The following is a 25,237-nucleotide window of genomic DNA, read 5'->3' as shown; positions in this document are numbered from 1 at the left end:
CTTTTGGTTGAGAGGTCGTTTTTTGTCAGGAGAGGTGAGTGTGCGGGTGGTCCTGCAGGCGCTTCGGCAGCTTGGGGGCGACGAAGGCGGCGGTGTTGCTGTTCATCACCGCGGTGAAGTCCTTGCGGAAGGCTGCCATTTCCTGCGGCGTACCGACTGTGATGCGAAGGCTGTTGGGCCATGCGGGCCAGATGCGGCCGACATACATATCTCTGGCGGCGAGCGCGGCTTGCACCTCTTTGCCGGGCTTGCGGACATCGAGCATGAAGCAGTTGCTCTCTGACGGCGTGCAGGCATAGCCCTCTTTCTTGAGCCATGCCAATGTTTCGGCACGGGTGTCGGCGATGATCTTTTTGCGCGTGGGCACGAGATCGGCGTCGAGCAGGCTAGCCTTGGCGGCGGCGACCGCGGTGACGGGAAGGGCATTCATTCCGCCGAAGCTCGAGATCTTTTTGAGCAGATCGGGGCGACCGACGGCGAAGCCCATGCGAATGCCGGCCATTCCGTAGAGCTTGGAGAAGGTGCGGAGAACGATAACGTTCTTGCCTTCCTTCACGAAGTCGAGGGATCGCGGTGCATCGCAGAGGTGGATGTAGGCCTCGTCGATGAGGATGACGGTGTCTTTGGGAGCATTCGCGACGGCGTACTCGATGTCAGAGCGCGGGGTGCAGGTGCCCGTAGGGTTGTTAGGGTTGCAGATGTAGATGACGCCGGGGTTGGTAGACGCGGCGAGCATCGCCTTGATGTCGTGACGCGCTTCGCCCGTGGGATCGGCGAGAGGAACTTTCAGAATCGGAGCTCCGCTGACCTGGGCGGCCCACATAGGTGCTTCGTATCCGGGATCGGCGACGACGAGAGGGCGGTCCTTGCTGGTGAAGGAGAGCACGGTGTAATGAAGGGGTTCGCTCGAGCCGGCGTAGGGTGCGACTGAATCAACGCTGAGGCCTTCCTGCTTGGCGAAGATCTCGGAAAGTTCTTCTTCGCCGGTGAAGAGGTAGCGGCCGCCGCGGGGAGTGATGTCGAGGATTGCCTTGCGCGCCGCTTCGGAGGGGCCCATGGGGTTCTCGTTGGCGTCGATGTGGATGCCCTTGTTGGGGTCGGCGAATTTGGGGCGGTCGGCGTAGGCGAGGTGTGCTTCAGTGAGGATGGGCAGGCTGGCCAGCGCGGAGGCTCCGGCGGCGAAGCGGAAGAAGTTGCGGCGGGAGATTCCAGTCGGAGTTATAGGGTCGACGGTCGGGTACATCGGCAGGACTCCTTTGGTTGGAATTGGAATGGGACAGAAAGCCGAGCGCGGCGAGGTGACGCGAGACGGAATACGCAAGTAATTGGGAAGGGGAAGGATCCCATAACTGAAGGTAGCGCTGGCATGCATAAAGAAACAAGGAAGAAATGCACTTGCGGGAGATAAATGCGGATCGGGAAGGGGCGATCAGAGCAGTCCGTTGGAGGGTGCGGATGGGAAGGGCGGGTCTCCTATTGCGCGGATACCCGGCTGTGTTAGACTCCGTCGAGAAAACGTATCCCGGAAAAGTGGGTCAGGTTCGGCGCGAATAAACAAGAGTGTGCAACGAGAGACCATGTCAGCTTCGAGATTGGGTCGGCAAGCCTCAACTAAAGCCATTTAGCTTGCGCGCGAGAGGTAACGGCGTTTTTGATTTTAATGATGACATTCAGGTGAGGGAATGTTCGGATTGGTTGCAGCAAACGGTATGTCTCTTCCCCTAATTAATGCGCACTCGCATCTCGCAATGGCGGCTTCTCCGCTGGCGCGACTGGGTGCGCTTGATATCGCCGTGATCGTGATCTACTTCGCCATGGTGATCTGGATCGGCTTCTACCTTAAGGGCCAGGCCAGCACGAGCGAAGAGTTCTTCATGGCCGGCCGCGAGATGACGGCGTGGATTGCGGGGTTGAGCTTTGTCTCCGCGAACCTGGGGTCGCTGGAATTGATGGGCTGGGCTGGATCGGCCTATCAGTACGGCATTCTTGCGGCGCACTGGTACTGGATCGGCGCAATCCCGGCGATGCTGTTTCTCGGCATGGTGATGATGCCGTTCTACTACGTGTGCAAGACGCACTCTGTGCCGGGATACCTGAAGCTACGGTATGGGCAGGGCGCGAGCGTGGTCTCGGCGATCTCGTTCGCGTTTATGACGGTGCTGATGAGCGGCGTGAACATGTTCGCGATGGCCGAGGTGATGAAGGTGGTGCTCGGGTGGGACCTGAACTTCTCGATCATAGTTTCGTCCCTCGCGGTTGCCGCGTATGTGGCGCTGGGAGGATTGCGGTCGGCAATCTTCAATGAAGTGCTGCAGTTCATGCTGATCTGGGGCGGTGCGCTGCTGGTTCCGATCCTGGGCATGGTGGAGACGGGCGGCTGGAACGGCTTCAAGGCGCGGCTGGCACAGAACATTGCTTCGGGCGCAATTGGGCAGGGCGACTACACGCACATGTGGCGCAGCATGGGGCACTTCACCGATAACCCGATGGGAATCCACTGGACGGGCATCGTGTTCGGGCTCGGTTTCGCAATCAGTTTTGGGTATTGGACGACCGACTTTCTGGTCGTGCAGCGCGTGCTGGCGGCGCACAACCTGCGGTCGGCGCGGATGGCTCCGATTATTGGATCGTTCTTCAAGATGGCGGTGCCGTTCATCGTTATTCTCCCGGGATTGCTGGGGCTGGTGGTGCTGCAGAATCCGAACGGCACGCTGATGCACCTGGTTCCGCAGAACCTGGCAACGGAGGGCTCAGGGCTGCACAGCTACAACGAGGTGCTGCCGCTGATGATGGTGCGGTACATGTCTCCGGGATTGCTGGGGTTGGGAATCACGGCGCTGATCGCGGGCTTTATGAGCGGCATGGCGGGGAATGTCAGCGCCTTTTCGGCGGTGTGGACTTACGACATCTATCAGCCGCTGATCAAGAAAGATGCGAGCGATCAGCACCTAGTGACCGTGGGTCGCTGGGCGACGATTCTGGGTGTCGTGGTTTCGATCGGGACTGCGTACCTGGTGATGAGCGCAGCGGGAATCATGGATTACGTGCAGGCGCTCTTCAGCTTCTTTATCTCGCCGCTGTTGGGCGTGGTGCTGGTGGGAATGTTCTGGACGCGGGCGACGAAGGCGGGCGGCTTCTGGGGATTGCTGCTGGGAACTCTGACGTCGGTTGGCCTGTGGGCGTGGGTGAAGGCTGATCCGCATGCCCTGCGGTACGTGGCGCTTTCGCCGGATGCGAAGGATATGGCGGAGAACATGTATCGCGCTCTGTGGTCGGTCATCGTCGCCATCCTGGTGAACGTGGTTGTGAGCATGGCGACCAAGCCTAAGCCCGCTGCAGAACTCGAAGGACTCGTTTATGGAGCTACAAAGATTCCTGAGGAAGAGCCCGTACCGATCTATAAGAACGAGTGGTTCTGGACGGCGGTTGCAACCGTAATGTTCTGCGCGCTGAATATCTATTTCTGGTAGGGAGACGAGATGAGCACATCAGGACACAGTTCGATCTGGTTCTTTATCGGGATTCTGCTCACGGTATATGGAGCGATGATCTTCTGCTACGGCCTGTACGAATTGGCGACGGGACACGTGGCAAACGTGGTGCTGGCAAACCTGCATGCTCCAGTGTGGTGGGGCGGCGGGATGTTGATACTCGGCCTTTTTTACGGTATTCGCTTTCGCCCGGGCCGCAACGGTTAATCAGTTAATGCGGCATTACAAGGAGCTTGAAAGATGGCAGCAGAAAGAAAGATGACGTTTGGCGTAATTGTAGGGAATCGCGGATTTTTTCCGGACCATCTGGCGAAGACGGGGCGGGAAGAGATTCTGTCGGTGCTTCAGGGCGTGGGAGCAACGGCGATTGTGCTGGGGCCCGAGCAGTCGAAGTACGGAGCGGTGGAGACCTACACCGAGGCGCAGCATTGCGCGGAGCTTTTCAAGAAGCACGCGGATGAGATTGACGGCATTATCGTAACGCTGCCAAACTTCGGCGAAGAGCGCGGGATTGTGGATGCGATTCGCTTGTCGGGGCTGAAGGTTCCAGTTCTGGTGCAGGCTACGCCCGACCGGTCGGACGCGATGACGATTGCGACTCGTCGCGACAGCTTCTGCGGAAAGATGTCGTGCTGCAACAACATGATGCAGTACGAGATTGAGTACTCGCTGACGACGCTGCACACGGAGGCGGTGAACTCGGCGGAGTTCAAGGCGGATCTTGAGTGGTTCTCTGCGGTCTGCCGCATTGTGAAGGGGCTGAAGAACCTGCGCATCGGCGCGATTGGCGCGAGGCCGACGGCGTTCAATACGGTTCGTTATTCAGAGCGCATTTTCGAGACGAGCGGGATCACGATCGAGACGATCGATCTGTCGGAGATCTTCGGGCGCATCAACCGGATGAAGGACAACGATGATGCGGCGCAGGCGAAGCTGTCGGCGATCAAGAAGTATGTGACGACGCAGGGGATTCCGGATGATGCGCTGCTGAAGATGGCGAAGCTGGGAGCGGTGATCGAGAACTGGATGAAGACGGCTCCGGTGACGATCAGCGCGGTGCAGTGCTGGACGTCGATGGAAGAATATTTCGGCGTGGTGCCATGCACTGTGATGAGCATGATGTCGAATGAGCTGATTCCGTCGGCGTGCGAAGTAGATGTGCCGGGTACGCTGAGCATGTACATGCTGACGCTGGCGAGCCAGACGCCTTCTGCGCTGCTGGACTGGAACAACAATTACGGAAGCGATCCGAACAAGTGCGTATGCTTCCACTGCTCGAACCTGCCCAAGCATTTCTTCCAGGACGTGAAGATGGACTACCAGGAAATCATTGCGGGCACGGTGGGCAAACTGAATACGTTTGGCACATGCGTCGGTCGCGTGAAGCCGGGCGTGATGAGCTATGCGCGCTACTCGACGGACGACCGGCGCGGGATCGTGCGCGGCTATACGGGCGCGGGGCGGTTCACGGAGGATCCGCTGGAGACCTTTGGCGGCGCGGGGGTGGCGGAGATTCCGCAACTGCAGAAGCTGCTGAAGCATATCTGCCGCGAGGGATTCGAGCATCACGTGGCGGCGAACTTCAGCGACGTTTCGAGGTCGATCCACGAGGCGGCGCGGTATCTGGGATGGGAGAGCTATTACCACCCAGGAGAATAGAAGCAGGGAACGAAAGAACAAGGTGACGAGGGACCGGGGCGTGGCTGCGCAGGAGTAGCTGGTCTGGTCCCTTGAGTTTGTTTGGGGAAGGTGGGTGAGATGGCGAAGAGGATTGGGAAGGCGCTAGTGGTGGGCGGCGAGACCATTGTCGCTGAGGCCGCGTGGAATGCGGAGTTGGAAGAGAAGCAGGCACGGCTTGTTGAATGGTTACGGCGCGAGAGCTTGAGCGGGGTTCTGATCCGGCGGAATGAGAACGTCGCGTGGGTGACGGGCGGAGCAGTGGAAGTGCGCGTGCTGACGCCGAGTGAGACCGGGGTGGCGTCGCTGCTCATTACAGCGGAAGGGAAGCGGTACTACTTCACTACGGAGAACGAGGCGCCACGGCTGCAGGATGAAGAATTTGGGGCACTGGATTTTGAGCCGGTCCTGTTTCCATGGTTCGCGGATGATACGGCGGCGACCGCTGCGAAGCTGGCGGGCGGCCCGCTGGGTTGCGACACACCGGTGCCTGGGACAATTGCGGTGGACCTTCATCCGCTGCGGGCGTCGTTGAGCGAGAGCGAGATTGCGCGGTACCGGTGTCTGGGTGCCAATACGGCAGCGGCTACGGTGGAATCGCTGAAACAGGTAGAGCGTGGCATGAGCGAGTACGACCTGGAGGCGATTACGGCGGCGAATCTGTTGAAGCGCGGCATTCTGCCTTCGGTGTATCTGTATGCGGTGGATGATCGGATCTACAAGTACAAACATGCGGTGGCGCGGGGAGCGAAGCTCGACAAGTATGCGATGCTGAATCTGTGCACGCGCAAGTGGGGATTGGCCATCTCGATCACGCGCTTTTTGCATTTCGGCGCGGTGCCGGCAGAGCTGCAGGAGAGGTTCAAGTCGGCGGCGCAGGTGAATGCGGCTCTGCTGGATGCGACCAGGGTCGGCGCGACTTCACGGGACCTGTTCAAGGTGGCACAGGCGGCGTATGCGGCGGAGGGGTTCCCGGGTGAGGAGTGCTTTCATCACCAGGGTGGGCCGACGGGATATGGGGAACGCGAGTGGGTGGCCACGCCGAACGGAAAAGAGACGGTGGTGGACAAACAGGCGTTTGCGTGGAATCCGAGTATCCGCGGCGGAAAGGCGGAGGATACGGTGATTCTGCGGGATGGGAAGATTGAGTGGCTGACGGCGACGACGGAATTGCCGGTGATTGAGGCTGAGGTGAATGGGAAGGTATATCCGGCGGCGGGAGTGCTGGAGCGGTGACGCAGTGGTCGAGTTTCCTATGACCTAGCGTGGGAAAGAGCCGGGAGTTTGCGTCCCAGCTTACGCACAGGATTCAGCAGCCTGTGTCGCTAAACTGGAAGTTGCTCCCGATGCCTTCCTATTGCGAAGTCGCGCTGCCGGTGCCGCTGGACCGGACATTCACTTATGCGGTGCCCGAGTTTGAGCAGCCGGCGCGTGGAGCGCGCGTTATCGCTCCTTTTCGAAATGAAAGGTTGATCGGTGTGGTGACGGCCGTTGGTGTCGCCGAGCCCACGGAGTTTGCGGCGAAGGCTCTGGAAGCAGTGATCGATGATGAGCCGCTGCTTGGAGAGAATCTGCTACAACTGGCGGAGTGGATTGCGGGGTATTATCTCGCGCCGCTTGGCGAAGTTCTCCGGACGATGCTGCCGCTGATGGCGGAGGTGCGCCGAACTGTCTACTACCGGATTACGGACCTTGGGCGGGATGCGTTGGCGAAGAGCCTAGATGGAGATGATGAGACCCGTCCTTCCCAATCATCGGGCAAAAAGCGCGGGATGAATGGGACACAGCTCAAGAGCAGCTCAGGAGCGCAGAGCGTAGAACAGACGGTGTTGCAGAGGCTGTCCGCGGGAGAGCGGGTAAAGGCGTCGACGCTGCGAACGGCCACGGGCGCGAGTTTGCAGACGCTGGCGCTGATGCTGCGCAGGAAGTGGGTCGCGCGGGAGACTTCTGCCGTGGAGCGGGATGCGCGCAGGACGGAGCGGTTCGCGGTGCTGGTGGAGAATGCACGGCTGCCGGTACTGACGAAGCTGCAACAGGCGATTCTGGCGGAACTCGCGGCGAGAGATGGAGAGCTGCCGCTGGCGGAGTTGCGCAAGAAGGAGCTGCCTTCGTCGACGCTGCAGACGCTGGTAAGGAGGGAACTGGTACGGATCGAGGAGCGAGCAGCGGCCTTTAGGCTGGGGGGAATTGAAGGGGCTGCGCAGCCGCTGATGCTGAACGAATCGCAACTGGAGGCGCTGGCTTCGATTGTTTCGAAGCTGGGAGAATTTCATCCGTTTTTGCTGCATGGCGTAACCGGGTCGGGGAAGACGGCGGTGTATCTGCAGGCGATGCAGCGAGCGCTGGACCGAGGGCAGTCGGCGATTCTGCTGGTGCCGGAGATCGGTCTGACTCCGCAGATGGTGGGGCTGCTGGATGCGGCATTTGGATCGCGCGTGGCATTGCTGCATTCGGCGCTAACGCCGGAGGAGCGGACAGAGCAGTGGAGACGCATTCATCGCGGAGAGGCTCCGGTGGTGGTGGGAACGCGGTCGGCGATTTTTGCGCCAGCGCCGAACCTGGGGCTGATCCTCGTGGATGAAGAACACGATCAGAGCTACAAGCAGGAGGAGACGCCGCGCTACAACGCACGCGACGTTGCCGTGATGCGCGCGAAGCTGGAAGGCGCTGTTGTTGTGCTTGGGTCGGCGACGCCGTCGCTCGAGAGCTGGCAGAACTCGGTGCAGGGGAAGTACACCCGCATCGAGATGAACGACCGCGTGAAGAATCGGCCGCTGCCCGAGGTCGAGCTGATCGACATGCGGCGCGAGTTTCAGGAGACCGGGCGGGAGCAGTTGTTTTCGCGGTCGCTGGTGGATCAGACACGAGCTGCACTGGATCGCGGCGAGCAGGCGATTATTCTGCTGAACCGCCGCGGATATTCGTTTGCGGTGATCTGCCGGGCGTGCGGGAAGAAGCTGGAGTGCCAGAATTGCGCGATCGCTCTGACCCATCACAAACCGTCGGGCGAGGATCAGATTGCGAGGGCGGGGCAGCGGCTGGAGTGCCACTACTGCGGGTACAAGCGGACGGTTCCATCGAAGTGTCCGGAATGCGAGAGCGAGCACTTGTATTATCTTGGCGCGGGTTCGCAGCAGGGTGAGGAGCGGCTCGCGGAGATTTTTCCGGGTGCGCGGATCGGAAGGATGGATCGCGACACGGTGCGCGGGAGACACGATCTGGAGCATCTGCTGGCGCGATTGCATTCGGGCGAGATCAATCTGCTGGTGGGTACGCAGATGATTGCGAAGGGGCACGATATTCACGGCGTGACGCTGGTGGGAGTGGTCGGATGCGATCATGCTCTGTCGATGCCAGACTTTCGCGCGGCCGAGCGGGTGTTTCAGTTGATGACGCAGGTGTCAGGGCGAGCGGGCCGCGGAGAACTGCCGGGACGTGTTGTCGTGCAGACGTACTATCCGGATCACTATGCCATTCTGGCGGCGAGCAAGCATGACTACGGCGCGTTCGGCGAGCGCGAGCTGAAGTATCGGCGGTGGATGCACTATCCACCATTTGGCGTGCTGGCTAATGTGCTGATTCAGTCGGAGAAATTGGAGGAGGCTGCCGGGTGGTCGGCGGAGATTGGGAATTGGTTTCAGAAGACGACGCCCGAGGGCGTGCGGGTTCTGGGTCCATGCACGGCGCCGATTGCAAGGATCAAGAATGTCTACCGATTCCATTTGATTCTGAAGGCGGGCTCGCGAAAGGCGCTGAATGCGGCGCTGCGGGGCGCACTGGCGCATGCGGATGGTGCGGGCGTTCCGCGAAGGAACATTGTGGTGGATGTGGATGCGCAGAGACTGATGTAATCGAGCGGGTCGTCAGTAGTACTCGATGGTGCGCTTTACTTCATCGCCAACACTTTTCTGCAGTCCGTTCGGCAGATCTCGCGACGCAATCGCTCTAGATAACCAATTGCCTTGCGAGTCGTACTCGTAGGTGTAGATCGTCTCCCCGCTGCGGTTTTCGTCTGCTTCAGGACTGCCGTTGCCGCTTGCTTCGTAGTGGGTGGTCTCGCTTTGCACGTCACCTTGTTGGTTGTACTTCGTGCGTGTTGTCTCGTGAATGTGGTTGAAGGTGTTGTGGGTCGTCCGAACCTTTCGGCCCCGGTCATCATATTCGTATTTGACCAACCACATCTCTGGGCCTCCTAGAAATGCTGCGAACTGATCACGAAGCTCCTGTACGTTGCCTGCTTCGAGAATCGCTTTCTGATTTCCGGCCGAAAGCATCGCAATGGGATCGGTCATCAACATCTTCTCTTCGCTGACTCGGCCCTGGCTATCGTAGATTCTGATCGCCCGGCTTGTGACCGTGCCCTCTGCGTCGTGGAATTGCATCTCGATGGGCCGGTTCAACTCATCGTAGAGCGTTGTTGCGCTGCCACCTTCGGAGGAATTGGTGTAGGTACTGCCCTCGTCATCGAAGAGGTGCTCGAAGCTGGTCGAGATGGCGGAGGTGCCTTGCTGCGTGTCGGCGGGCTTTCTGATCGCGATCTTGGTTTTGCGGCCATTGGCATCGTATTGGAAGGCAATCGGGTTGGTGGGATCGCTGGAACAGGTAATGCTTTTGAGGCGTCCAGTGTCGTCGTAGTCGTAAGTGGTTTGTGACATCAGCTTGCTGTCGGTCTCGGCCGTTCTCGTCAGCATCCGGCCATCTTTATAGGTGTATCGGATGGCGGTCAGTGCGTTCGCTCTGCCCTCACCGGACGGTGCTCGCCACCATGTTACGGCCAGTCTGCCCTCGCGATCGTATTCCGTTTTGTTCCATTGTTCAGCTGCCGGCCTGGCCTTTCCCTCCGCATCGGTCCACGCAGGATACGTGCGTTCTTCCGTGACGGAGCGGACGGGGCCGCGGAGACCGGCTATGTCGCGGTCTGAACTAGTCATATGAGGAGAGACGTTCAAAGTCTTTGTTCCATTCTGCTGTGCGTGTGTGAGCTCTTGAAAGAACAGCGAAGATGTCAGGGCAAGCACGACGCGGGCGCCTCTTCGAGATTGCGGGAAGGCGCGATGAACCGGACCGATCACGACAGACACTATAACTCAGGATTTCCAAGGCTTGTCACGTTCAACAGGCAGCTCGCGGAGCTAGAATTCCGCGCGAGTGAGGGAGCCATGGAATACCGCAATGCATTTATTGGGAAGACGGACACACCTACGCACTCGGAAGTGGCTGAGGTGCTTGGCCCAAAAATGAAGCTGTGGGATGAGTTCATTGCGTGGATGAGCGAGAAGGAGGGCGTCTCGGATCAGGAGTGGAAGGGCGTAGTGGTGAAGAAATACGGGTGGAGTCTGCGGCTGAAGAAGAAGGGCCGCAACATCATCTATCTAAGCCCGGGGAAAGACTGCTTCATGGCGAGCTTCGTTCTGAGCGACAAGGCTTTGAAGGAAGCAAAGGGAGCGCATCTTTCCAAGAGTGTGCAAGATGCGCTGGAGGCGGCGCCACGGTATCCGGAGGGGAATGGGATAAGGCTGCTGGTGCGAAAAGAAGGAGATGTGGGAGCGGTCCGGAAGATCGCGGCCATAAAGATTGCGAACTGAGTCGACCTGATCGCTTCCCATCCATTCCGCAACAGCGCGGAACGGATGGGAAAATCTCGTTATTCGTGTGTGTTGGACGAGGGGGCGGGAGCGCCTTCGGTCAATGTATGCAGCTCTTTGCCGGGCTTGAAGCGTACGGCCTTTCCCGGCGTGATGCTGACTTCAGTTCCGGTTCGCGGATTGCGGCCGATGCCGGTTTTGCGCGCGCGAACGCTGAATACACCGAAACCACGCAGTTCAATGCGCTCGCCTGCAGCAAGCGCTTCTTTGAGCCCTTCAAACACAGTGTCGACTGCCGCTTCGGCCTTGGTGCGGGGCAGGCCTGTGCGCTCGATCACATGGTGCACGATGTCTTGTTTAATCAAAACGTCACCTCGCTAGCGCGACTGTTCTCCGACTGTACCACGCCCTACCGGACTGATGGTACAGCGTTTGGCTCATTTGTGGAACTACGGGGAGAAGGAAATTTGTAGATTGTGACCGGAAGAGGGAACGGCAGGGGATTAGGTTTACCGTGATTCAGCTCACCCATTTTGGAGGGCTCCAGAGTGGTTTTGTGGAAACCGGGGCGTTGTGACTTTGGAGATGGTCAAAGTGGTTCCAGCTGAACGTAAACCCTAGGCGAACAAGTGACTTTGCCGGATACTGTTGTTTCAGGTAACCATAACCGAAGTTCTTAGAGTAACCGTCTTCGGTGTGAAGGCATAGAAATTGAAGGGGTTAGAGTTTCGTTGGCTTGCAGTGGTTGCCGCAGCCCGGCGGAAATTGATCAGCCCCGTCGCTCATTAGGGCAAGGCAAGGAGAGAGGCTCGATGTCCGCGATGTACAGTACAGATCCAATCCGAATCGGTGTAGTGGCTAACGAACCGATGCGGCTCGAAGGCCTCACCAGTATTTTTGAGAATCACGCCAAGCCGGGCGAAGCTCCTCTTGTGCCAATAGTTGGGACACTTGAAGAGCACCTCGACAATGAAGCCATTGAATACGTTCTGATCGACTGGAGCAGTTCTACCAAGAAGCTCGGAGTTCTGGAGGGCATACGGCGCAAGCGGCCCACGTTGCGGATGGTAGTCATTGGGCCGGACAGCAATGAGCAGGTAATGATGGATACGATCATTGCCGGTGCGAGAGCGTATCTGGACATGGGCGCAGGGCCGAGGCTGGTACGGGAAGCGCTCGATGTAGTCATTTCAGGATCGATCTGGGCGCCGAGAAAGCTGCTTTCGAAGCTGATCGACCGGCTGCTCTCGGGAGAAGACGCCAGTGTTACCAGCCCGCGGCCGCATCTCACGGCGCGCGAGGAGCAGGTGCTGCAGCTGTTGCTGCTGGCGCGGTCAAATCGCGAGATTGCCGAGGAACTGGGGATCGAAGAGCGCACAGTGAAGGCGCACGTGGGCAAGCTGATGCGGAAGGTAGGGGCGGAGAACAGGATTGAGCTGTCGATGCGGGCGCTGCACGGGTCGTACAAGCCGTCGCCAGTGCAGAACCAGTACCAGGTCATGGAGCCTGCCACTGTTTAGGCTGGTAACTACGAAATTACCTGCATATCGATGACCTATATTCTAAAACCTTAGTACTCTTGTTCCGAATTGAGACGTTACCCATAATAGGTTTTAGAAACAACGCAGATCTGGGGAAAGGAGTTCCTGGGCGATGAGCCTGCGAACTCCTCTTTTTTTGGTCCGAGCACCCTGCCTTGCTGAACTCCCGCCCAAATATGGAGATTCCCGTTGATCGAAGTGGTCCGGCGCCACGCAGCGAGGGCCCGTCTGTGCATTCAGCGGCCCATGGCAACTGCTAGCCTAAGCGGGACGGTGTTACACGACGTTGTTCACGATTCAACTCTTTTGAGCGATTCAGACGCGACTTTGACGAAGCGCTTCTGTCCTATACATGCAGCAGTCCGTGCGCCCATCACCGCAGGCGCGCGCAAACATGAAAGGAATCCCCAGATGAAAAGACTTATTGCTTCCCTCTGTCTTTGTTTATCGACTTCGATCTACGCGAACGCTGCTTCGTCGAAGCAGGATCTTCAGGACCGCATTGACTCGGCCAAGAATGTATTGGACGAGATTATGAACGCACAGGACAATACCATCCCGAGGAACATTCTTCAGCAGGCTACCTGTGTGGGCGTGGTGCCGGGAATGATCAAAGGCGCCATCATCTTTGGCGCGCAATATGGGCAGGGAGTGGTGACGTGCCGGACAGGCCACGGGTGGAGTGCTCCGGTGTTTATACGCATGGCGGGTGGTTCGTGGGGACTGCAGATCGGCGGGCAATCGACGGATCTGATTCTGGTGGCTGTGAACAATCGGGGGTTCCAGGATCTGCTGAAGAGCAAGTTCAAGATTGGCGCAGATGCGTCGGCGGCAGCAGGGCCGGTGGGCCGAGCGGGACAGGCCGCAACAGACTGGAAGATGAATGCTGAACTGCTGAGCTACTCGCGGAACAAGGGAGTATTCGCGGGGATCAGCCTGGACGGGACGGGCGTGACACAAAACAAGGTAGACACGGAGACCTACTACGGGTCGCCACAGAGTTTCGAGAGCGTGTTGAAGGGGAATGTAGCAGTACCGGACGGCGCGGTGGAGTTTGTGCGCGACGTTGCGCACCACTTCACCGAAGCGAAACAGGATTCTCAGCAGTAGTGAGAAAGTAACGCGTGACGGAGGCGGTCTCTTCAGGAGGCCGCCTTTTCTGTTTGCAAATTGCGGGATGCCGGTGATTGTTGTTCGGCGTAGAGCCTGATCGGTGTCCTACACTTGTCTTTGCCCGAAACGATGCAGAAGTCGCTCGAGTACTGGCTTGTAGTGGTGGTTGCGCGCGTGCTTGGGTGGATGCCGCGCAGGCTGGCACGGCTGTTTGCGGACGGGCTGGCCTGGGGTGTGTATCTCGCGATGGGGCGGCTGCGGCATGTGGGTGAGCGGAACCTGCAGCTTGCCATGCCGGAATTGCCGGCGGAGCAACGCCAGCAAGTTCTGAGAGGGGTATACCAGCATCTCGGCTGGCAACTGGTCGAGTTCTGCCATATGCCGCGTTACACACGCGACAACACCAAAGATCACATCCGGACCGAGGGGCTGGAGCACTATCTCGCGGCACAGGCGCTCGGCCGTGGTGTTCTGGTGCTGACGGCGCATCTTGGCGCGTGGGAGTTGTCGAGCTTCTATCACTCGCTGATGGGCTATCCGATGGGCATGGTGATCCGGCGTCTGGATAACCGAAGGCTCGACGAGTTCGTGAATCGTATCCGCTGCATGCATGGCAATCAGGTTTTGCACAAAGACGACTTCGCACGCGGACTGCTGCACGCAATGCACGAGGGCGGTACGGTCGGCATCCTGATGGATACGAACATGACTCCACCGCAGGGCGAGTTTGTGAAGTTCTTCGGGATAACGGCGTGTACGGCGTCTGGACTGGCGCGCGTTGCTCTGAAGACGGGAGCGGCGGTGCTCCCGGGCTTTATGCTGTGGGAGCCGAAGGAACACAAGTACGTGCTGCACTTCGGTCCTCAGCTGCACTTTACCCGGAACGGTGAAGCCGAGGCTGACGTACTCGCGGCGACGCAGCAGTGCAATGACGTGCTGGAATCGTGGATACGGCGGTATCCGGATCAGTGGCTGTGGATCCACCGGCGGTGGAAGACGCGGCCGGCTGGAGAAGCGCCGCTGTACTGATTTGCCCGGCAGGATCGTGACAGCGTAAGTTGGCTGGCAATGATCTTTCCGGTGAGTTTCAGAATCAGGTACGAACAATCCCAAGTGGCCAAAGCCCTGTCTTCCATCTGCGTCCTGTTGGCACGACTGAAGTCGTACCCTTTCAAAACAGCGGTCGAACAGAGTGTCGTCGCGATTGCGGTTTGGGGGATCTTTTGCGTTGTTTCGGTGCGGCTAAAGCGGCGCCGGTTCAGTACAGCGGTTCGACGAAGTTTCAGAGTTGAACGCGGCTTGTCTGCGATCGCAACAGGTTGTTGTTTGCTCGGGGGTGCGCAGGCTCTGTTGGCTTCGCATCTTGTCACGGGCAATGGTTATGGCTTTGCCGTAGTGTCGCCGGAAGTGGGTGCAGTGACGAAGTTTTATGCGCATCCGTACAGCTTCGTTGCGCCGGATCCGCAGAAGCCGCTGAGTGAAGGGATTGAGACAACGAACTTCATCACCAGCATTGGATGGACCAATCCGGCGGGTCCGCAAAACGGCAGCTACTATGTCGAGGATTCGCACGTTATCGCGATCCATAGCTATCGCGGCGACCTCATGGCCTTTATGCCATTTGGATTTGGGCATCCCGCATTGATCCTTCTGAGCGTGCCGGCAAACAGTGACGAGCGATTGCAAGTGCGGTGGGCTCACGATGTCGATTCGGAAAAGGAGATTGAGTTCGCCGGCGCCATGGGAAGTTCTTCAGGCAGGGTGCTTCATTTTTCCGGCGTTCAGGAATCACTTCTCCTGGTTCCGTTGGAGTCTGTTCGCCATGAGACCAAGAAGCAACCTCTGTCGGGAAGCAGGTACTGGGCCCTTATCTCAATTGGCCCAGGTGAAGACACTCAAGGGGTCTTTTCGGAATTCAATCAGTGGCGGAATGGTTTAACTCCGAACTCGATGGCTAAGCGCGAAACGCAGCAGCTTGAGCGTTGGCGCGTAAAGCCGGCGGTGCATTTTGCTTCGGAGGAGGAGCAGCATCTGTGGCGGCAGAGCGAGGTGATGCTGCGGATGGCGCAAAGCCGGGAGCCGAATCGCGAAGGGCGGCATGGGAATGGGCTGATCGTGGCAGCGCTGCCAGATGGAGTGTTCTTCACGCCGTGGGTGCGCGACATGGCTTGGGCTACGGTGGCGCTGGCGCGGATGGGACATCGCGAGGAGGCGCGCGCGGCGGTGCTGGCGTACTTCAACGCGAAGCCTACGGGCAGGATGCGGGCGGAAACGGGTGGAGCGGATTATCAGATTTCCGTTGTTCGGTATTTCGGCAATGGAGAGGAAGAGCCGTTCTTCACGCAGGAGGGAAGCACCAACATCGAGTTTGATGATTGGGGCGAGGCGCTGTGGGTTCTCGGCGAGTATCTGAAGCGATACGACGATTCGGATCTGCTCCAGGCGGAGACGTACCGGGGGAACCTTTACGAGAGCGCGCGCGACTTCGTTATGAAGCCGCTGCTCGCCAACACTGAGCCATATGGCGGAGGGTTGATCGTGGCTGCGGACACCTCGATCTGGGAGGAGCGGCAGAGGGACAAAAAGCATTTCGCGTTTTCGACCGCCGCGGCGATATTTGGGTTGCGTGAGTTTGCTGATGTGGCTATGCGCGCCGGAGATGAGAAGACTCGGAGTGAGGTGCTGGGCAAGGCTGATGCTTTGCAAAAGGGATTCGATGCGGCGTTCATACGTGGAGGGCATCTGCGTGGGACGCTGGAGCAGGGCGTAAAGAACGACATCGATGGCGCGCTGATTCCGATCATCAACTTCGGTGTTGTGAAGGATCCGACGATCATCCGGGATACGGTGGAGAGGATGAAGCTGTTGAAGGTCGTGTCGGGCGGGTACAGGCGCGTGCGCGGGACATACACGGATCCGGCGATCTATGAGTACTGGTATGAGCAGGAGGAGTTCCTGTTTGTCGATCTGAGCCTGGCGGAGTTGTATCGACGGTTGGGCAAGACAGGAGAGGCAGACGCGATACTCGCGCGGATCGTGAAGAAGGCGGCGGCCGATCACGACATCATCCCTGAGATGTATGTCGCGGTGCCGTGCAAGCTGTTTCCGGGAAAGGTTGGTGACCCTACGGGAGCGCTGCCGATGGTGGGATATGGAGCGGGAGCATTCGTGCTGCACGTGATGGAGAGGGAGCGGTGGAGGGCAGCCGGTGGGAAATGACGATTTCGAAACTGTTCAGCCTTAACCGCGAACGGCTGCGGTTAGGATGGAACGCCCGGCTTGCAAACAAATGCGGGCGCCGCAGCGACGCCCGCATCATAGACAAACGGTAGATCTCAGCCGCAGCGGTGAGGATCTTCGCCGGGATAATTCCCCTGCACGCAAGGAATGGTGCTGAGGTACTCGTAGATGGCGCGGAGGTCGCGGTCTGAGAGTTTGCGAAGATTGGGCCAGGGCATGATCTGCAGCAGATTGCCATCGAATGGATGCGGGATGCAGTTCGCGTTGGGCGCGCCCGTGCACGGTGGGTGCAGATGATCGGGATCGATGCCCGTGCGGATGGTGTGCACGAATTTCTCGAAGCTGTCTCCTCCGATTGGGATTCCACTCGCGTCCGGAGTCAGGTTGCGCGAGATGATGGGAGCTGAGCCGGGAATGAGCGGACCGAAGTTTCTGCCGCCGCCGAGGTAGGTGGCTGGATTCACCTTTTCCTTCTGGTTGAAATAGGGATTTCCTCCGGGCGCGTATTCGGTTTGCGGCCCAGCGGAGTGGCAGCCGTCGCAGTCGCCCACTACATTGACGTAGTAGCTTCCGAGGCCTACCAGGGCCATGTTCTTCCCTCTGGTGTCGAGGGGAACGGGGGCGGCGTTGAGACCGATCTGAACGCGCGAGTCGCGGTCGTGATCGCGATCTTCTGCCTTGGCTTTCGAGGGATTTGTGGACGCGACGATCGCGATTGTGGCTGCTACAGCGCAAACGCCGGTGATCTGAAACAAACGGGACCTGGTCATAGGATTTCCTTTCGGGAACCATGGAATGGGGGAACGTTCCTCATCGCTGTGCAAGAAATTGCCCGTGCTGTTTTGCAACGGAGTAGGGGAACGGAAAACGATGGTACACCGGGGTCAGACGAGTGTCTATAAATTCTTGTGAAAGGAGCGCGATGGGAATGATCAGAAAAGCAAAGCAGTGCGATCGAACCACGCAGGCCGGGCTCCAACTCGGTCGAACGCAGAGCGTGTGATTCCAGTCCTGACAAAGAGCTCGTTGACAGCATCAAGGAAGCCCCAGGGACCTTGCGGGTCGACTGGGATGTAGCGGTCGAGCTTGCCCGCCGCTGCGAGCGCGTCGCGTTCTCCCGCGGGAATGGGGTCTTCAAGCCAGTACCACTCTTCTGGCTGGTCAGGGCTGAGAACGAAGCCAGCCTTGCCGTCGGGGTGCTCGTGATCCCATCGTGCATAGCGAAATGTCTCATTGACGCGATGGGCGTACAGCGCGTGCATGAGCGTTTGAACGCACATGCCGTAGGACGGGGCGTGCGCCGGTGAATACGGCCATGAGGTGAGCCAGCAGCAGTCGAAGAGCTGGCCGAGAACTGTGAGTTGAGTGATCACGCAGGGGCGGAGATCACGGCCGGATCCAGGAAGCACTTCGGCGATGATGGTGTCATCGATGTCAATGTAGAGGGTGTTCTTGCGGTACATGGCTCAGAGCCTCTGCAACCATGATCGGTCAGCTAGCCTGATGAGGAACATTCGATTGGCAATTCGGAAGTGAGCTGCGCAAAAGTTTGTATGCTGACTGCGAACATGCCTCTACAATTCGTAGCGACGCAGGACCCGACACGGAAGGGGCATTCATGGCAGAGAAGAAGTCGATTGTGGAGAAAGCGGCGGAAAAGATCGGATATGGACTCGCGATGGCAGAAGGTATGGCGGGCTCGGTCACAGCGGCAGTCGGGGCGGCTGTAGCGGCCGTGACCAAATCGCCGGAGGAGCAGCAATCTGCGGAGACGAAGCCAGAAGCGCCGAAGGAAGCGGAGGTTCAACGACCGGTGAGGGAAGTAGCTTCTGCGAAGGCAGGCGCGAAGAAGACGGCAGCTGACAAGAAGTCCTCGGTCAGAACGTCGGCCAAGAAATCTCCGGTCAGGAAGACGCCGGCTAAAAAGCAGCCCGTAAAGAAATCGTCCGCCAAGAGGTCGACGGCTAAACGCTCACCGGCGAAGAAAACGGCAAAGAAATCTGTGAAGGGGACATCAAAGAGAACCCGGGCCTAGGCCGGACGTGAGCTTTGACGGGCTGCTGCACGAACGCGCGGTCCCTCAGCGCCGCTCGGGATGACAGCCGGTGTGGTGGTGTGGGACTTCATCGTTCCCACCCATTCGCAAGCAGCGCCGAAGGATGAATGAGCCGATGAAAAGCAAATGGAGGTTCCTCCACTCGCTGAGCTCTGGTCGGCATGACACGACTGGCTGGCATATGAGCCAAATGGATCCGCCTACGCAAGCTTCGGCGTGTCACTCTGATACCCGGCACACGGCGGCTATAAGCCATGTCACGAAAATCGGGAGACATGGGCACCCAAACCCATAGATCGGAACAGTACGGAGCAATGAAAAGCCCGGCCGGAGCCGGGCTGAGGACTTCGACTGCGGAGAGAATCAGGCCATGGCGGCGACTTGCGTCGTTGCCGGAGTTGCAGCAGCAGCGGGAACCTCTGCATGTGTGGGTTGCGCGGGAATGTGCGCTCCACGCGTGAGGCGATGGACGAAGTGATAGGGCGGCCAGGGACCGGAGAGCTGCATCTGGCAGTCCTTCATCATTGCGCTGGTGGTCTGGAACTTGTTCTGGTAGCGCTCGACGCACTTGCGCTCGATGAGGTGAGAGATGTCGAGAACCATCTTGCCGGATTCAGTGAGGCGGCAGCTGACTTCTTCATCCAGAGGGGCGAAGAGGCGATGCATCTGAAAGCTGACGGCCCGGGCCCGGGTTTGACGCTCGCGCTGGCGGGTTGCGGTTTCGCGGAGGTTGGAGAGGTATTCGCGACCGACCTTATCTGGTGCGAGATAGGCGAGTTCTTTGCCGCAGGAGCAGTCGTCAACGAGGATCTTGAGGTGCATCTCGGTTTTGCCGCGGAGTTTTTCGATGTTACCGAGGAACTGGCGCTGGTTGGACCGGATGGATTTGCGGAGGCTTTCGTCGTCGTTGAAGACTGTACCGAATCGGAAGGGAAGAACGGTGGAGTGCTTGAAACAATCTGCAATGACTCTTGCGTGGTCGACCCCGGATTTCTGATTAAGAGCTTCTGCCGGGTTATGCTCACTGACGATAACTGCTAGATCACTGGCTGGGTAAAGGAAAACCTGATTTCCGCTTACTCCGTGGACTGATTCAAGCGGAACTGGTTTTCGGTGGCGGGCTAGTTCTGGGAAGGCTTGTTTCTCACCAATGCAGTAGGCATACCATGCCATATGGAGGCACTCCGTGTGCGGGCGAGTTGGTAGGCTCGCCGCTCGTTAGTGAAGCTCTGTGAACTCAGTACAGACAGCGGTTCGACACAGGGCGAAATATCCCCAATTGAACTACCGGGAATAGTAGTCCTCGCATAATACGGCTGGCAATGTTCTGCATCACGTTCAGCGTAAAAGGTGAGTAGGGAAGCGGAAGTGGCTTTTGCTACGTCAACGAGAGTTGAAGTAGGATGGAATGTAGTTGACGGTTCAGTAGCTTTTGCGATGACGTGAAGTGCTTTTTTAGTAAATAGGCGCGAATTTGGATCCCTGCATCCGTTCCTGGTCCCAAAAGCGGCGTGGCAATCCCGTTCACCGCGAAATATCGCGATGAACGCTCAAGGTGAACTCACGAGTGCATGAGGTAGGCGATGCGGACGACCAGGAGGGCCGAGAAGAGGATGGAGACGATCAGAAGGATAGTGACCAGGCGCATGAAGCTCGAAGTGCGCTTGGCGAGCTTAACGAGTTGTTCTGCCAGCTCGGCCTGATCGGCGGCGTGCTTCTGGACTGACTCCTGCAGCGTAGCGAACTCATCTTCAATGCGGCGGATGGCACGCTTCTGTTCGCCGGTGTGGAAGGTGAGGGCGCGCTGGTCTGATTGAAGCTTTGCGATCGCTTCTTCCATGGGTTTGAGGTCGACCTGCTGGCCTCCATGGCGGTTCGCGATGAGATTGGCGGCGGCGCCTGCGACATTGCCTTCGAGGAGAGGGAGCAGATTGCCCACGATGGGGAGCATGGTCTTGGCGAGTCCGACGGCACGTTCGAGCTTGCCGGGCTTGGGCGGGACGGGATGGGCGAGGGCGCTGGTGACAGGGTCGGCTACACGAGGTGTTTCGGCTAGGGGTATGGCGGCGTTTGCGGCGGTCTTGGGCATTGAGATCTTTTTCGATTCCGGGATGACTACGGGTGGTGCTGCGGTTCTGGCCGCAGGTTCGGCTGGTATCGCAGGCTTCGGCTGTGGCGCCGGAATTGGCGGCGGTTTCGGTTCGGTAACGGGCTTTTGGTGCTCGGCATCTTCGGGACGCACGAGGGCTTCGGGACTGTCGTAGTTGGCATGCCTGATCTTGGGACGCAAACGCGCCGCCGCACCAGGGGCTTCGAAGTCGGAGATCACGTCCTTCGGTTTCGCTGGCCTGGTTGCGGGATCGTTCGGATCTGGGCCGAGGGGATCGATCATGCAGCCACCATTTAAGTAACAACTATAGGCGATGATCAATCGAACCCAGTTCTGAAAAACCGGGACCTATTTCGTATTCTGACGGTTGAGGACGAGTGCGTGAAATCTGTGCTTGTGAGACCGATGCGGAGTTTGCAGCGCAATATTCTTGCGGGATTGATTACGGTGGGCCCGCTTTTCGTGACGTGGCTGGTGTTCAGTTTTCTGCTCGACAAGCTGGTGCGTGCGGGCCAGCCGCTGGTGTACGGATTGCAGACGATGTATCCCGAAGCCTGGCTGAGGCGGCCGTGGATGCAGCCGGTGCTTGCGGTGGTGCTGACTCTCCTCGTGCTGTATGTGCTGGGAAAGCTGACCTCGATGGTGATTGGCCGACAGGCGCTGGGGTTGCTGGATTCCGTTCTGGAACGACTGCCGGTGGTGGCGAAGGTGTACTCATCTGTGCGGCAGCTGCTGGACACGATGATGGCGAAGAAGGATTCGAATCAGCGTGTGGTGCTGGTGGATTTCCCGATGGCCGGGCATAAGAGCATCGGGTTTTTGACGCGGACGCTGGTGGATTCGAATACGGGCGAGGAAGTGGCGGCGGTGCTGCTGCCGAATGCGATTAATCCGACGTCGGCGTTTTTGCAGCTGCTGCCGATGAACCGGGTGACACTCACCGATCTGACGATGGAGCAGGCGATGAGCATGCTGCTGACAGGTGGGGCGGTGGCGCCGGAGAAGATTGTGTTCTCGCGGGAGCAGCAGCCAAGCCTATCGAAGACGTTGTGATTGCCCGGCTCGATGGGGCACATCGCTCTTCGGCGTTTATGATGGACATTCTTTGATCTTCTGTGGAGGCTTTGAACTGAAAATGCGCTTGCGAACTGCGTTTCTGATGATGGTTTGTGTTTCTGCTGGTGTGGCTCAGTCGAAGCCTGAGGCTGGTCCGTGGGTGGGGACGTGGGCGGCGTCTCCTTTCGACGGTGACCCCTGGCATCAGATTCCCACGCTGGTGGATTCGACGCTGCGCGAGATCGTGCACACGTCGATCGGCGGCAATGCGGTGCGTGTACATCTGACAAACGAGTTTGGGAAGGAGCCGCTGCGGGTTGATGCAGTCACGATCGCGGTGAGTTCGGGAACGAGCAGTGTGGATGCGGCGACTCTGCACAACTTGAGGTTCGGCAACTCGCCTTCAATCGTAATTCCGCCAGGCGCAGAGGCCGTTAGCGATCCGGTGGTGATGCCCGTGCCGGCTGCAGCCAACCTTGCGGTGAGCTTTTATCTCCCGCTGCAGCAGGTAAGCAATGTGACGGTGCATTCGAGCGCGCAGCAGGACAACTTCATCGCGACCGGGAACCACGTTCGCGATGCATCGTTCACGGAGCCAGTGGTCACGCCATCCTGGTTCTTCCTGAAGGGAGTGGATGTGCAGGCGAGCGATGCCAATGCAGCGTCTGTGGTGACGTTTGGAGATTCGATCACGGATGGGGCGCTGTCGACGCAGAATGCCAACCACCGATGGCCTGATTTTTTCGCGGCGCGACTGAAAGGGAATTCCGCGACGGCACATCTCTCGGTTCTGGACCAGGGCATCGGCGGCAACTGCATCCTGATTCACTGTGTCGGGCAGAATGCACTGGCGCGGTTCGATCGAGACGTTCTGGCGCAGGCTGGCGTGAAGTACATGATTGTGCTGGAGGGGATCAATGACATCGGGCATCTGCACAGCCCGAATCAGCCCGACTACAAGCTGACGGCACAGGATCTTGAGCAAGGGCTGATGCAACTGGTCGCTCGTGCGCACGTGCACGGTATCAAGGTGTTCGGCGCAACTCTGACGCCGTACAAAGGCGCTGGTTATTTCACGGAGCAGGGCGAACAGATTCGTGAGGCGTTGAATCAGTGGATTCTGACGTCCGGCGTGTTCGACGGGACCATCGACTTCGATAAAGCTACGCGGGACACGGTAAATCCGCAGGCGTTTTCGGCGCAGGCGGATGGTGGAGATCATTTGCATCCGAAGGATCCGGGATATCAGATCATGGCGGATTCGATCGATCTGAGTTTGTTCCGGTAGGGCATTGGGCCGAGGGGGTCTGGAGCACGAACTGCAGATCCCTGGGCTTCGCTCGGGATGACAGTAGGGGTTGCGGTGAGTCCCTTTGCTGAGCGCGACAAAATCTACAGTGATTCCGGGTCTGGTGCGACTGCCGGTTCGGCGACGTCTTCGGCGGCTTCGCTTTCTTGCGTGACTTTGCGCAGGCTGATGTTTTCGAACTGAGCCCAGATGAGGCCAACAGGGATCACGCAAAGGAACGTGACGAGCAGAAGCATCGCGGCGCACGCCATCGCTGCTTCCGCGTCAACTTCGAAGACCTTGGCGAGGACGGCTGCTACGGCGAAGATCTGCGTGAACCATCCGATTACGGGAAGCTGAAGAACGCTCGCGCCACCGCTAATCATCATGAGGACGACAGCTTTGGTGAAGCTGATGGTGGACAGCGCGGGGCTGCCCGTGAATCCGCGCAACGTGAAGAAGTAAGCGCAGGCGATCAGCGTCCACATTGCAAAAGATGTGCCTGCGGCGATGAGAAAGTCCTGCAGGGTGCGGATGGTGTCTAGGCCGGCTTGAAAGCTGCGGATTTTTTCGCCGACGACTCTGCCGACGTTTTTGGAGACCAGGCCAAGCGATTTCTCCATCAGGGCGGCTACGGCGGTCCCGGAGATGCGTACAAGAACGAGAAAGATGACGCCGAATAGCGTGAGTACGAGTCCGCCAAACTGCGCGACGCGCGGGCCCGCGATTTTAGCGAGGAACCCGGAGTGGGTGGACTGCACGATGAGACTTGAGGACGCGCTCTGATCTTGGAAGAGGATGATCATGGCGACGGAGAAGAAGACGGCCATGGTTCCGAAGTCGAAGAGGCGTTCAACGATGTAGACGGCAAGCTGATTGGCGACCGTAAGGCCGGTCTTCTTAGCCGTGAGGTAAGGACGCACCGGATCGGCTACGCGGCCGATGAGCGCGACGGCGGTGAAGCCGATGACCTGCGAGGCGACGAGCGAAAGCGGGCTGACCTTTTTGTGGTGGCGCAGGAGGTAGGCCCACCGGGTGGCGCGGAGAACGTAAGCGAGGTAGATGCCGGCGATGCCGAGGCCGAAGTAGCTCCACCGGGATACGGCGAATTGTTGAACGACCTCATGCCAGTTGATAGGGTGGCGATGCTGCGCGTAGAAGGCAAGCGCGATCAGAGCGGCGAGCACCACGAGTCCCAGGATCAGTTGTCGTTTATTCAAGCGATCTCCGATGGGATGCTGCTGTTATTGTATGTTCCCGCAGGTCCGGCTCCGGGGCGAGCACCGGTGAGCAACTATGCACCTGACTAGGAAGCGCGTTAGCGAGAAGAGGAAGCTTGAAGGGCGGCCGAGATAGCCGCTGATGTCCGGGCGCGCTGCAATTCACGCGCGGCCTCGCGCTGTCGGGCGATCACGCGGCGATTGAACTCGTGGATGACGCGGGCAACGTAGGCGCGGGTCTCGTGGTAGGGCGGGATGCCGTGGTACTTGTCGACTGCTGCCGGGCCTGCGTTGTACGCGGCGAGGGCGAGCGCGATGTTGTCGTGATAACGGTTGAGCAACTCGTCAAGATAGGCCGAGCCGCCGCGAACATTCTGGTCGGGCGCGAAACTGTCGTCTACGCCGAGATCGGCAGCGGTGCCGGGCATGAGCTGCATCAGGCCACGCGCGCCGGCGTGGCTGACTGCGCGGGCATTGCCGTTGCTTTCGGCCTTAACGATGCTGGCGAGGAGGTCGGCATCGACGTTGTGCTGTTCTCCGGCGTCGGCAAGCATCAGGTGCAGGTCGGCGGGGGTAAGTCTGGCTTCCGTCCGGGCCTCTGGAGCAGACGCAGCGGGAGCCGGCGGGTCGGGGACTGTTTCGTAGCTCGTGATTTCTGCGGGCTTCATCTCGATGAAGCTGCTTTCGCCGTGGCTCATGTAGAGGCGAACGACGGAGCCGACTTCGGCGTGATGATCGCAGCGCATATCGAAGCCGTTGGCGAGGTGCACGCGCTCTGCAGCGGTTGCAGCGATTGGGGCTGCGACAGCGATGGCGGTGATGACGAGTTGGGGGGCGAGTTTCAAAACATCCCTCAGGGG

The 25,237-nt window shown here is 58.9% G+C and carries 22 protein-coding genes; 13 read left to right on the top strand and 9 right to left on the bottom strand.

All coding sequences use genetic code 11. From position 1 onward, the window contains the following. Positions 1-25: 25 nt before the first annotated feature. The gene (locus DHV10_RS05590) at positions 26-1,243 is read right to left on the bottom strand and encodes a pyridoxal phosphate-dependent aminotransferase (RefSeq protein WP_109485730.1); all 1,218 of its coding nucleotides are present in this window, start codon (positions 1,241-1,243) and stop codon (positions 26-28) included. A 466-nt stretch (positions 1,244-1,709) separates the two neighbouring features. On the opposite strand from DHV10_RS05590, the gene DHV10_RS05585 reads away from it, so the two are divergent. The 5 genes from DHV10_RS05585 (at position 1,710) to priA (ending at position 9,019) form a co-directional block, all read left to right on the top strand. Then, positions 1,710-3,470, top strand: a complete 1,761-nt coding sequence (locus DHV10_RS05585) for a sodium:solute symporter family protein (protein ID WP_338042572.1) — start codon at positions 1,710-1,712, stop codon at positions 3,468-3,470. Between the two features lie 9 nt (positions 3,471-3,479). Beyond that, positions 3,480-3,698: a hypothetical protein gene (locus DHV10_RS05580; protein ID WP_109485268.1), complete on the top strand. Its 219-nt coding sequence runs from the start codon at positions 3,480-3,482 to the stop codon at positions 3,696-3,698. A 33-nt stretch (positions 3,699-3,731) separates the two neighbouring features. Continuing rightward, positions 3,732-5,150, top strand: coding sequence for an L-fucose/L-arabinose isomerase family protein (locus DHV10_RS05575; RefSeq protein WP_204101331.1), 1,419 nt, complete (start codon positions 3,732-3,734; stop codon positions 5,148-5,150). A gap of 99 nt (positions 5,151-5,249) precedes the next feature. Then, positions 5,250-6,404: a M24 family metallopeptidase gene (locus DHV10_RS05570; protein WP_109485267.1), complete on the top strand. Its 1,155-nt coding sequence runs from the start codon at positions 5,250-5,252 to the stop codon at positions 6,402-6,404. A gap of 110 nt (positions 6,405-6,514) precedes the next feature. Then, on the top strand, positions 6,515-9,019 hold the full coding sequence (gene priA, locus DHV10_RS05565; protein ID WP_109485266.1) for a replication restart helicase PriA: 2,505 nt from the start codon (positions 6,515-6,517) through the stop codon (positions 9,017-9,019). Positions 9,020-9,031: 12 nt separating this feature from the next. Here priA and DHV10_RS05560 read toward each other — a convergent pair whose 3' ends face one another. Further along, positions 9,032-10,099, bottom strand: coding sequence for a hypothetical protein (locus tag DHV10_RS05560; RefSeq protein WP_109485265.1), 1,068 nt, complete (start codon positions 10,097-10,099; stop codon positions 9,032-9,034). Between the two features lie 228 nt (positions 10,100-10,327). Between DHV10_RS05560 and DHV10_RS05555 the strand changes: the two genes are divergently transcribed. Further along, positions 10,328-10,753: a DUF3788 family protein gene (locus DHV10_RS05555; protein WP_162601220.1), complete on the top strand. Its 426-nt coding sequence runs from the start codon at positions 10,328-10,330 to the stop codon at positions 10,751-10,753. A 59-nt stretch (positions 10,754-10,812) separates the two neighbouring features. On the opposite strand, the gene DHV10_RS05550 is transcribed toward DHV10_RS05555, so the two are convergent. After that, entirely contained in the window at positions 10,813-11,118 is a 306-nt protein-coding gene (locus tag DHV10_RS05550; protein ID WP_109485263.1) for an HU family DNA-binding protein, read from the bottom strand. A gap of 447 nt (positions 11,119-11,565) precedes the next feature. On the opposite strand from DHV10_RS05550, the gene DHV10_RS05545 reads away from it, so the two are divergent. The 4 genes from DHV10_RS05545 to DHV10_RS05530 all read left to right on the top strand — a co-directional run bounded on the left by DHV10_RS05545 (position 11,566) and on the right by DHV10_RS05530 (position 16,626). Next, positions 11,566-12,273, top strand: coding sequence for a response regulator transcription factor (locus DHV10_RS05545; protein WP_109485262.1), 708 nt, complete (start codon positions 11,566-11,568; stop codon positions 12,271-12,273). A 432-nt stretch (positions 12,274-12,705) separates the two neighbouring features. Beyond that, positions 12,706-13,404, top strand: a complete 699-nt coding sequence (locus DHV10_RS05540) for a lipid-binding SYLF domain-containing protein (RefSeq protein WP_109485261.1) — start codon at positions 12,706-12,708, stop codon at positions 13,402-13,404. 114 nt (positions 13,405-13,518) lie between these two features. Beyond that, positions 13,519-14,436 carry a lysophospholipid acyltransferase family protein gene (locus DHV10_RS05535; RefSeq protein WP_338042571.1) on the top strand — a complete coding sequence of 306 codons (918 nt, stop codon included), beginning with the start codon at positions 13,519-13,521 and terminating at the stop codon, positions 14,434-14,436. A gap of 321 nt (positions 14,437-14,757) precedes the next feature. Continuing rightward, positions 14,758-16,626, top strand: coding sequence for a glycoside hydrolase family 15 protein (locus DHV10_RS05530; protein ID WP_162601219.1), 1,869 nt, complete (start codon positions 14,758-14,760; stop codon positions 16,624-16,626). A 116-nt stretch (positions 16,627-16,742) separates the two neighbouring features. On the opposite strand, the gene DHV10_RS05525 is transcribed toward DHV10_RS05530, so the two are convergent. Continuing rightward, a complete protein-coding gene (locus DHV10_RS05525; protein ID WP_162601218.1) occupies positions 16,743-17,417 on the bottom strand; it encodes a hypothetical protein in 675 nt (224 codons plus the stop codon). Positions 17,418-17,579: 162 nt separating this feature from the next. Further along, on the bottom strand, positions 17,580-18,110 hold the full coding sequence (locus DHV10_RS05520; protein ID WP_109485257.1) for a hypothetical protein: 531 nt from the start codon (positions 18,108-18,110) through the stop codon (positions 17,580-17,582). 155 nt (positions 18,111-18,265) lie between these two features. On the opposite strand from DHV10_RS05520, the gene DHV10_RS05515 reads away from it, so the two are divergent. Then, positions 18,266-18,682, top strand: a complete 417-nt coding sequence (locus DHV10_RS05515) for a histone-like protein 2 (RefSeq protein WP_109485256.1) — start codon at positions 18,266-18,268, stop codon at positions 18,680-18,682. 384 nt (positions 18,683-19,066) lie between these two features. Here DHV10_RS05515 and DHV10_RS05510 read toward each other — a convergent pair whose 3' ends face one another. Then, positions 19,067-19,876, bottom strand: a complete 810-nt coding sequence (locus tag DHV10_RS05510) for a GvpL/GvpF family gas vesicle protein (RefSeq protein WP_109485255.1) — start codon at positions 19,874-19,876, stop codon at positions 19,067-19,069. A gap of 388 nt (positions 19,877-20,264) precedes the next feature. Continuing rightward, positions 20,265-21,095, bottom strand: coding sequence for a hypothetical protein (locus tag DHV10_RS05505; protein WP_109485254.1), 831 nt, complete (start codon positions 21,093-21,095; stop codon positions 20,265-20,267). A 99-nt stretch (positions 21,096-21,194) separates the two neighbouring features. On the opposite strand from DHV10_RS05505, the gene DHV10_RS05500 reads away from it, so the two are divergent. Both DHV10_RS05500 and DHV10_RS05495 read left to right on the top strand, forming a co-directional pair. Beyond that, on the top strand, positions 21,195-21,866 hold the full coding sequence (locus DHV10_RS05500; RefSeq protein ID WP_204101330.1) for a DUF502 domain-containing protein: 672 nt from the start codon (positions 21,195-21,197) through the stop codon (positions 21,864-21,866). A gap of 82 nt (positions 21,867-21,948) precedes the next feature. After that, entirely contained in the window at positions 21,949-23,157 is a 1,209-nt protein-coding gene (locus DHV10_RS05495; RefSeq protein WP_109485252.1) for an SGNH/GDSL hydrolase family protein, read from the top strand. 104 nt (positions 23,158-23,261) lie between these two features. Here DHV10_RS05495 and DHV10_RS05490 read toward each other — a convergent pair whose 3' ends face one another. Beyond that, positions 23,262-24,377 (bottom strand): lysylphosphatidylglycerol synthase transmembrane domain-containing protein, encoded by a 1,116-nt coding sequence (locus tag DHV10_RS05490; RefSeq protein ID WP_162601217.1) that lies wholly within the window; start codon positions 24,375-24,377, stop codon positions 23,262-23,264. A gap of 98 nt (positions 24,378-24,475) precedes the next feature. Further along, positions 24,476-25,222 carry a lytic transglycosylase domain-containing protein gene (locus tag DHV10_RS05485; protein WP_239461297.1) on the bottom strand — a complete coding sequence of 249 codons (747 nt, stop codon included), beginning with the start codon at positions 25,220-25,222 and terminating at the stop codon, positions 24,476-24,478. Between the last annotated feature and the right edge of the window lie 15 nt (positions 25,223-25,237).

The sequence above is a fragment of the Occallatibacter savannae genome (assembly GCF_003131205.1).
Taxonomy (GTDB): domain Bacteria; phylum Acidobacteriota; class Terriglobia; order Terriglobales; family Acidobacteriaceae; genus Telmatobacter; species Telmatobacter savannae.
This window is presented reverse-complemented; position numbering and strand designations above follow the sequence as displayed.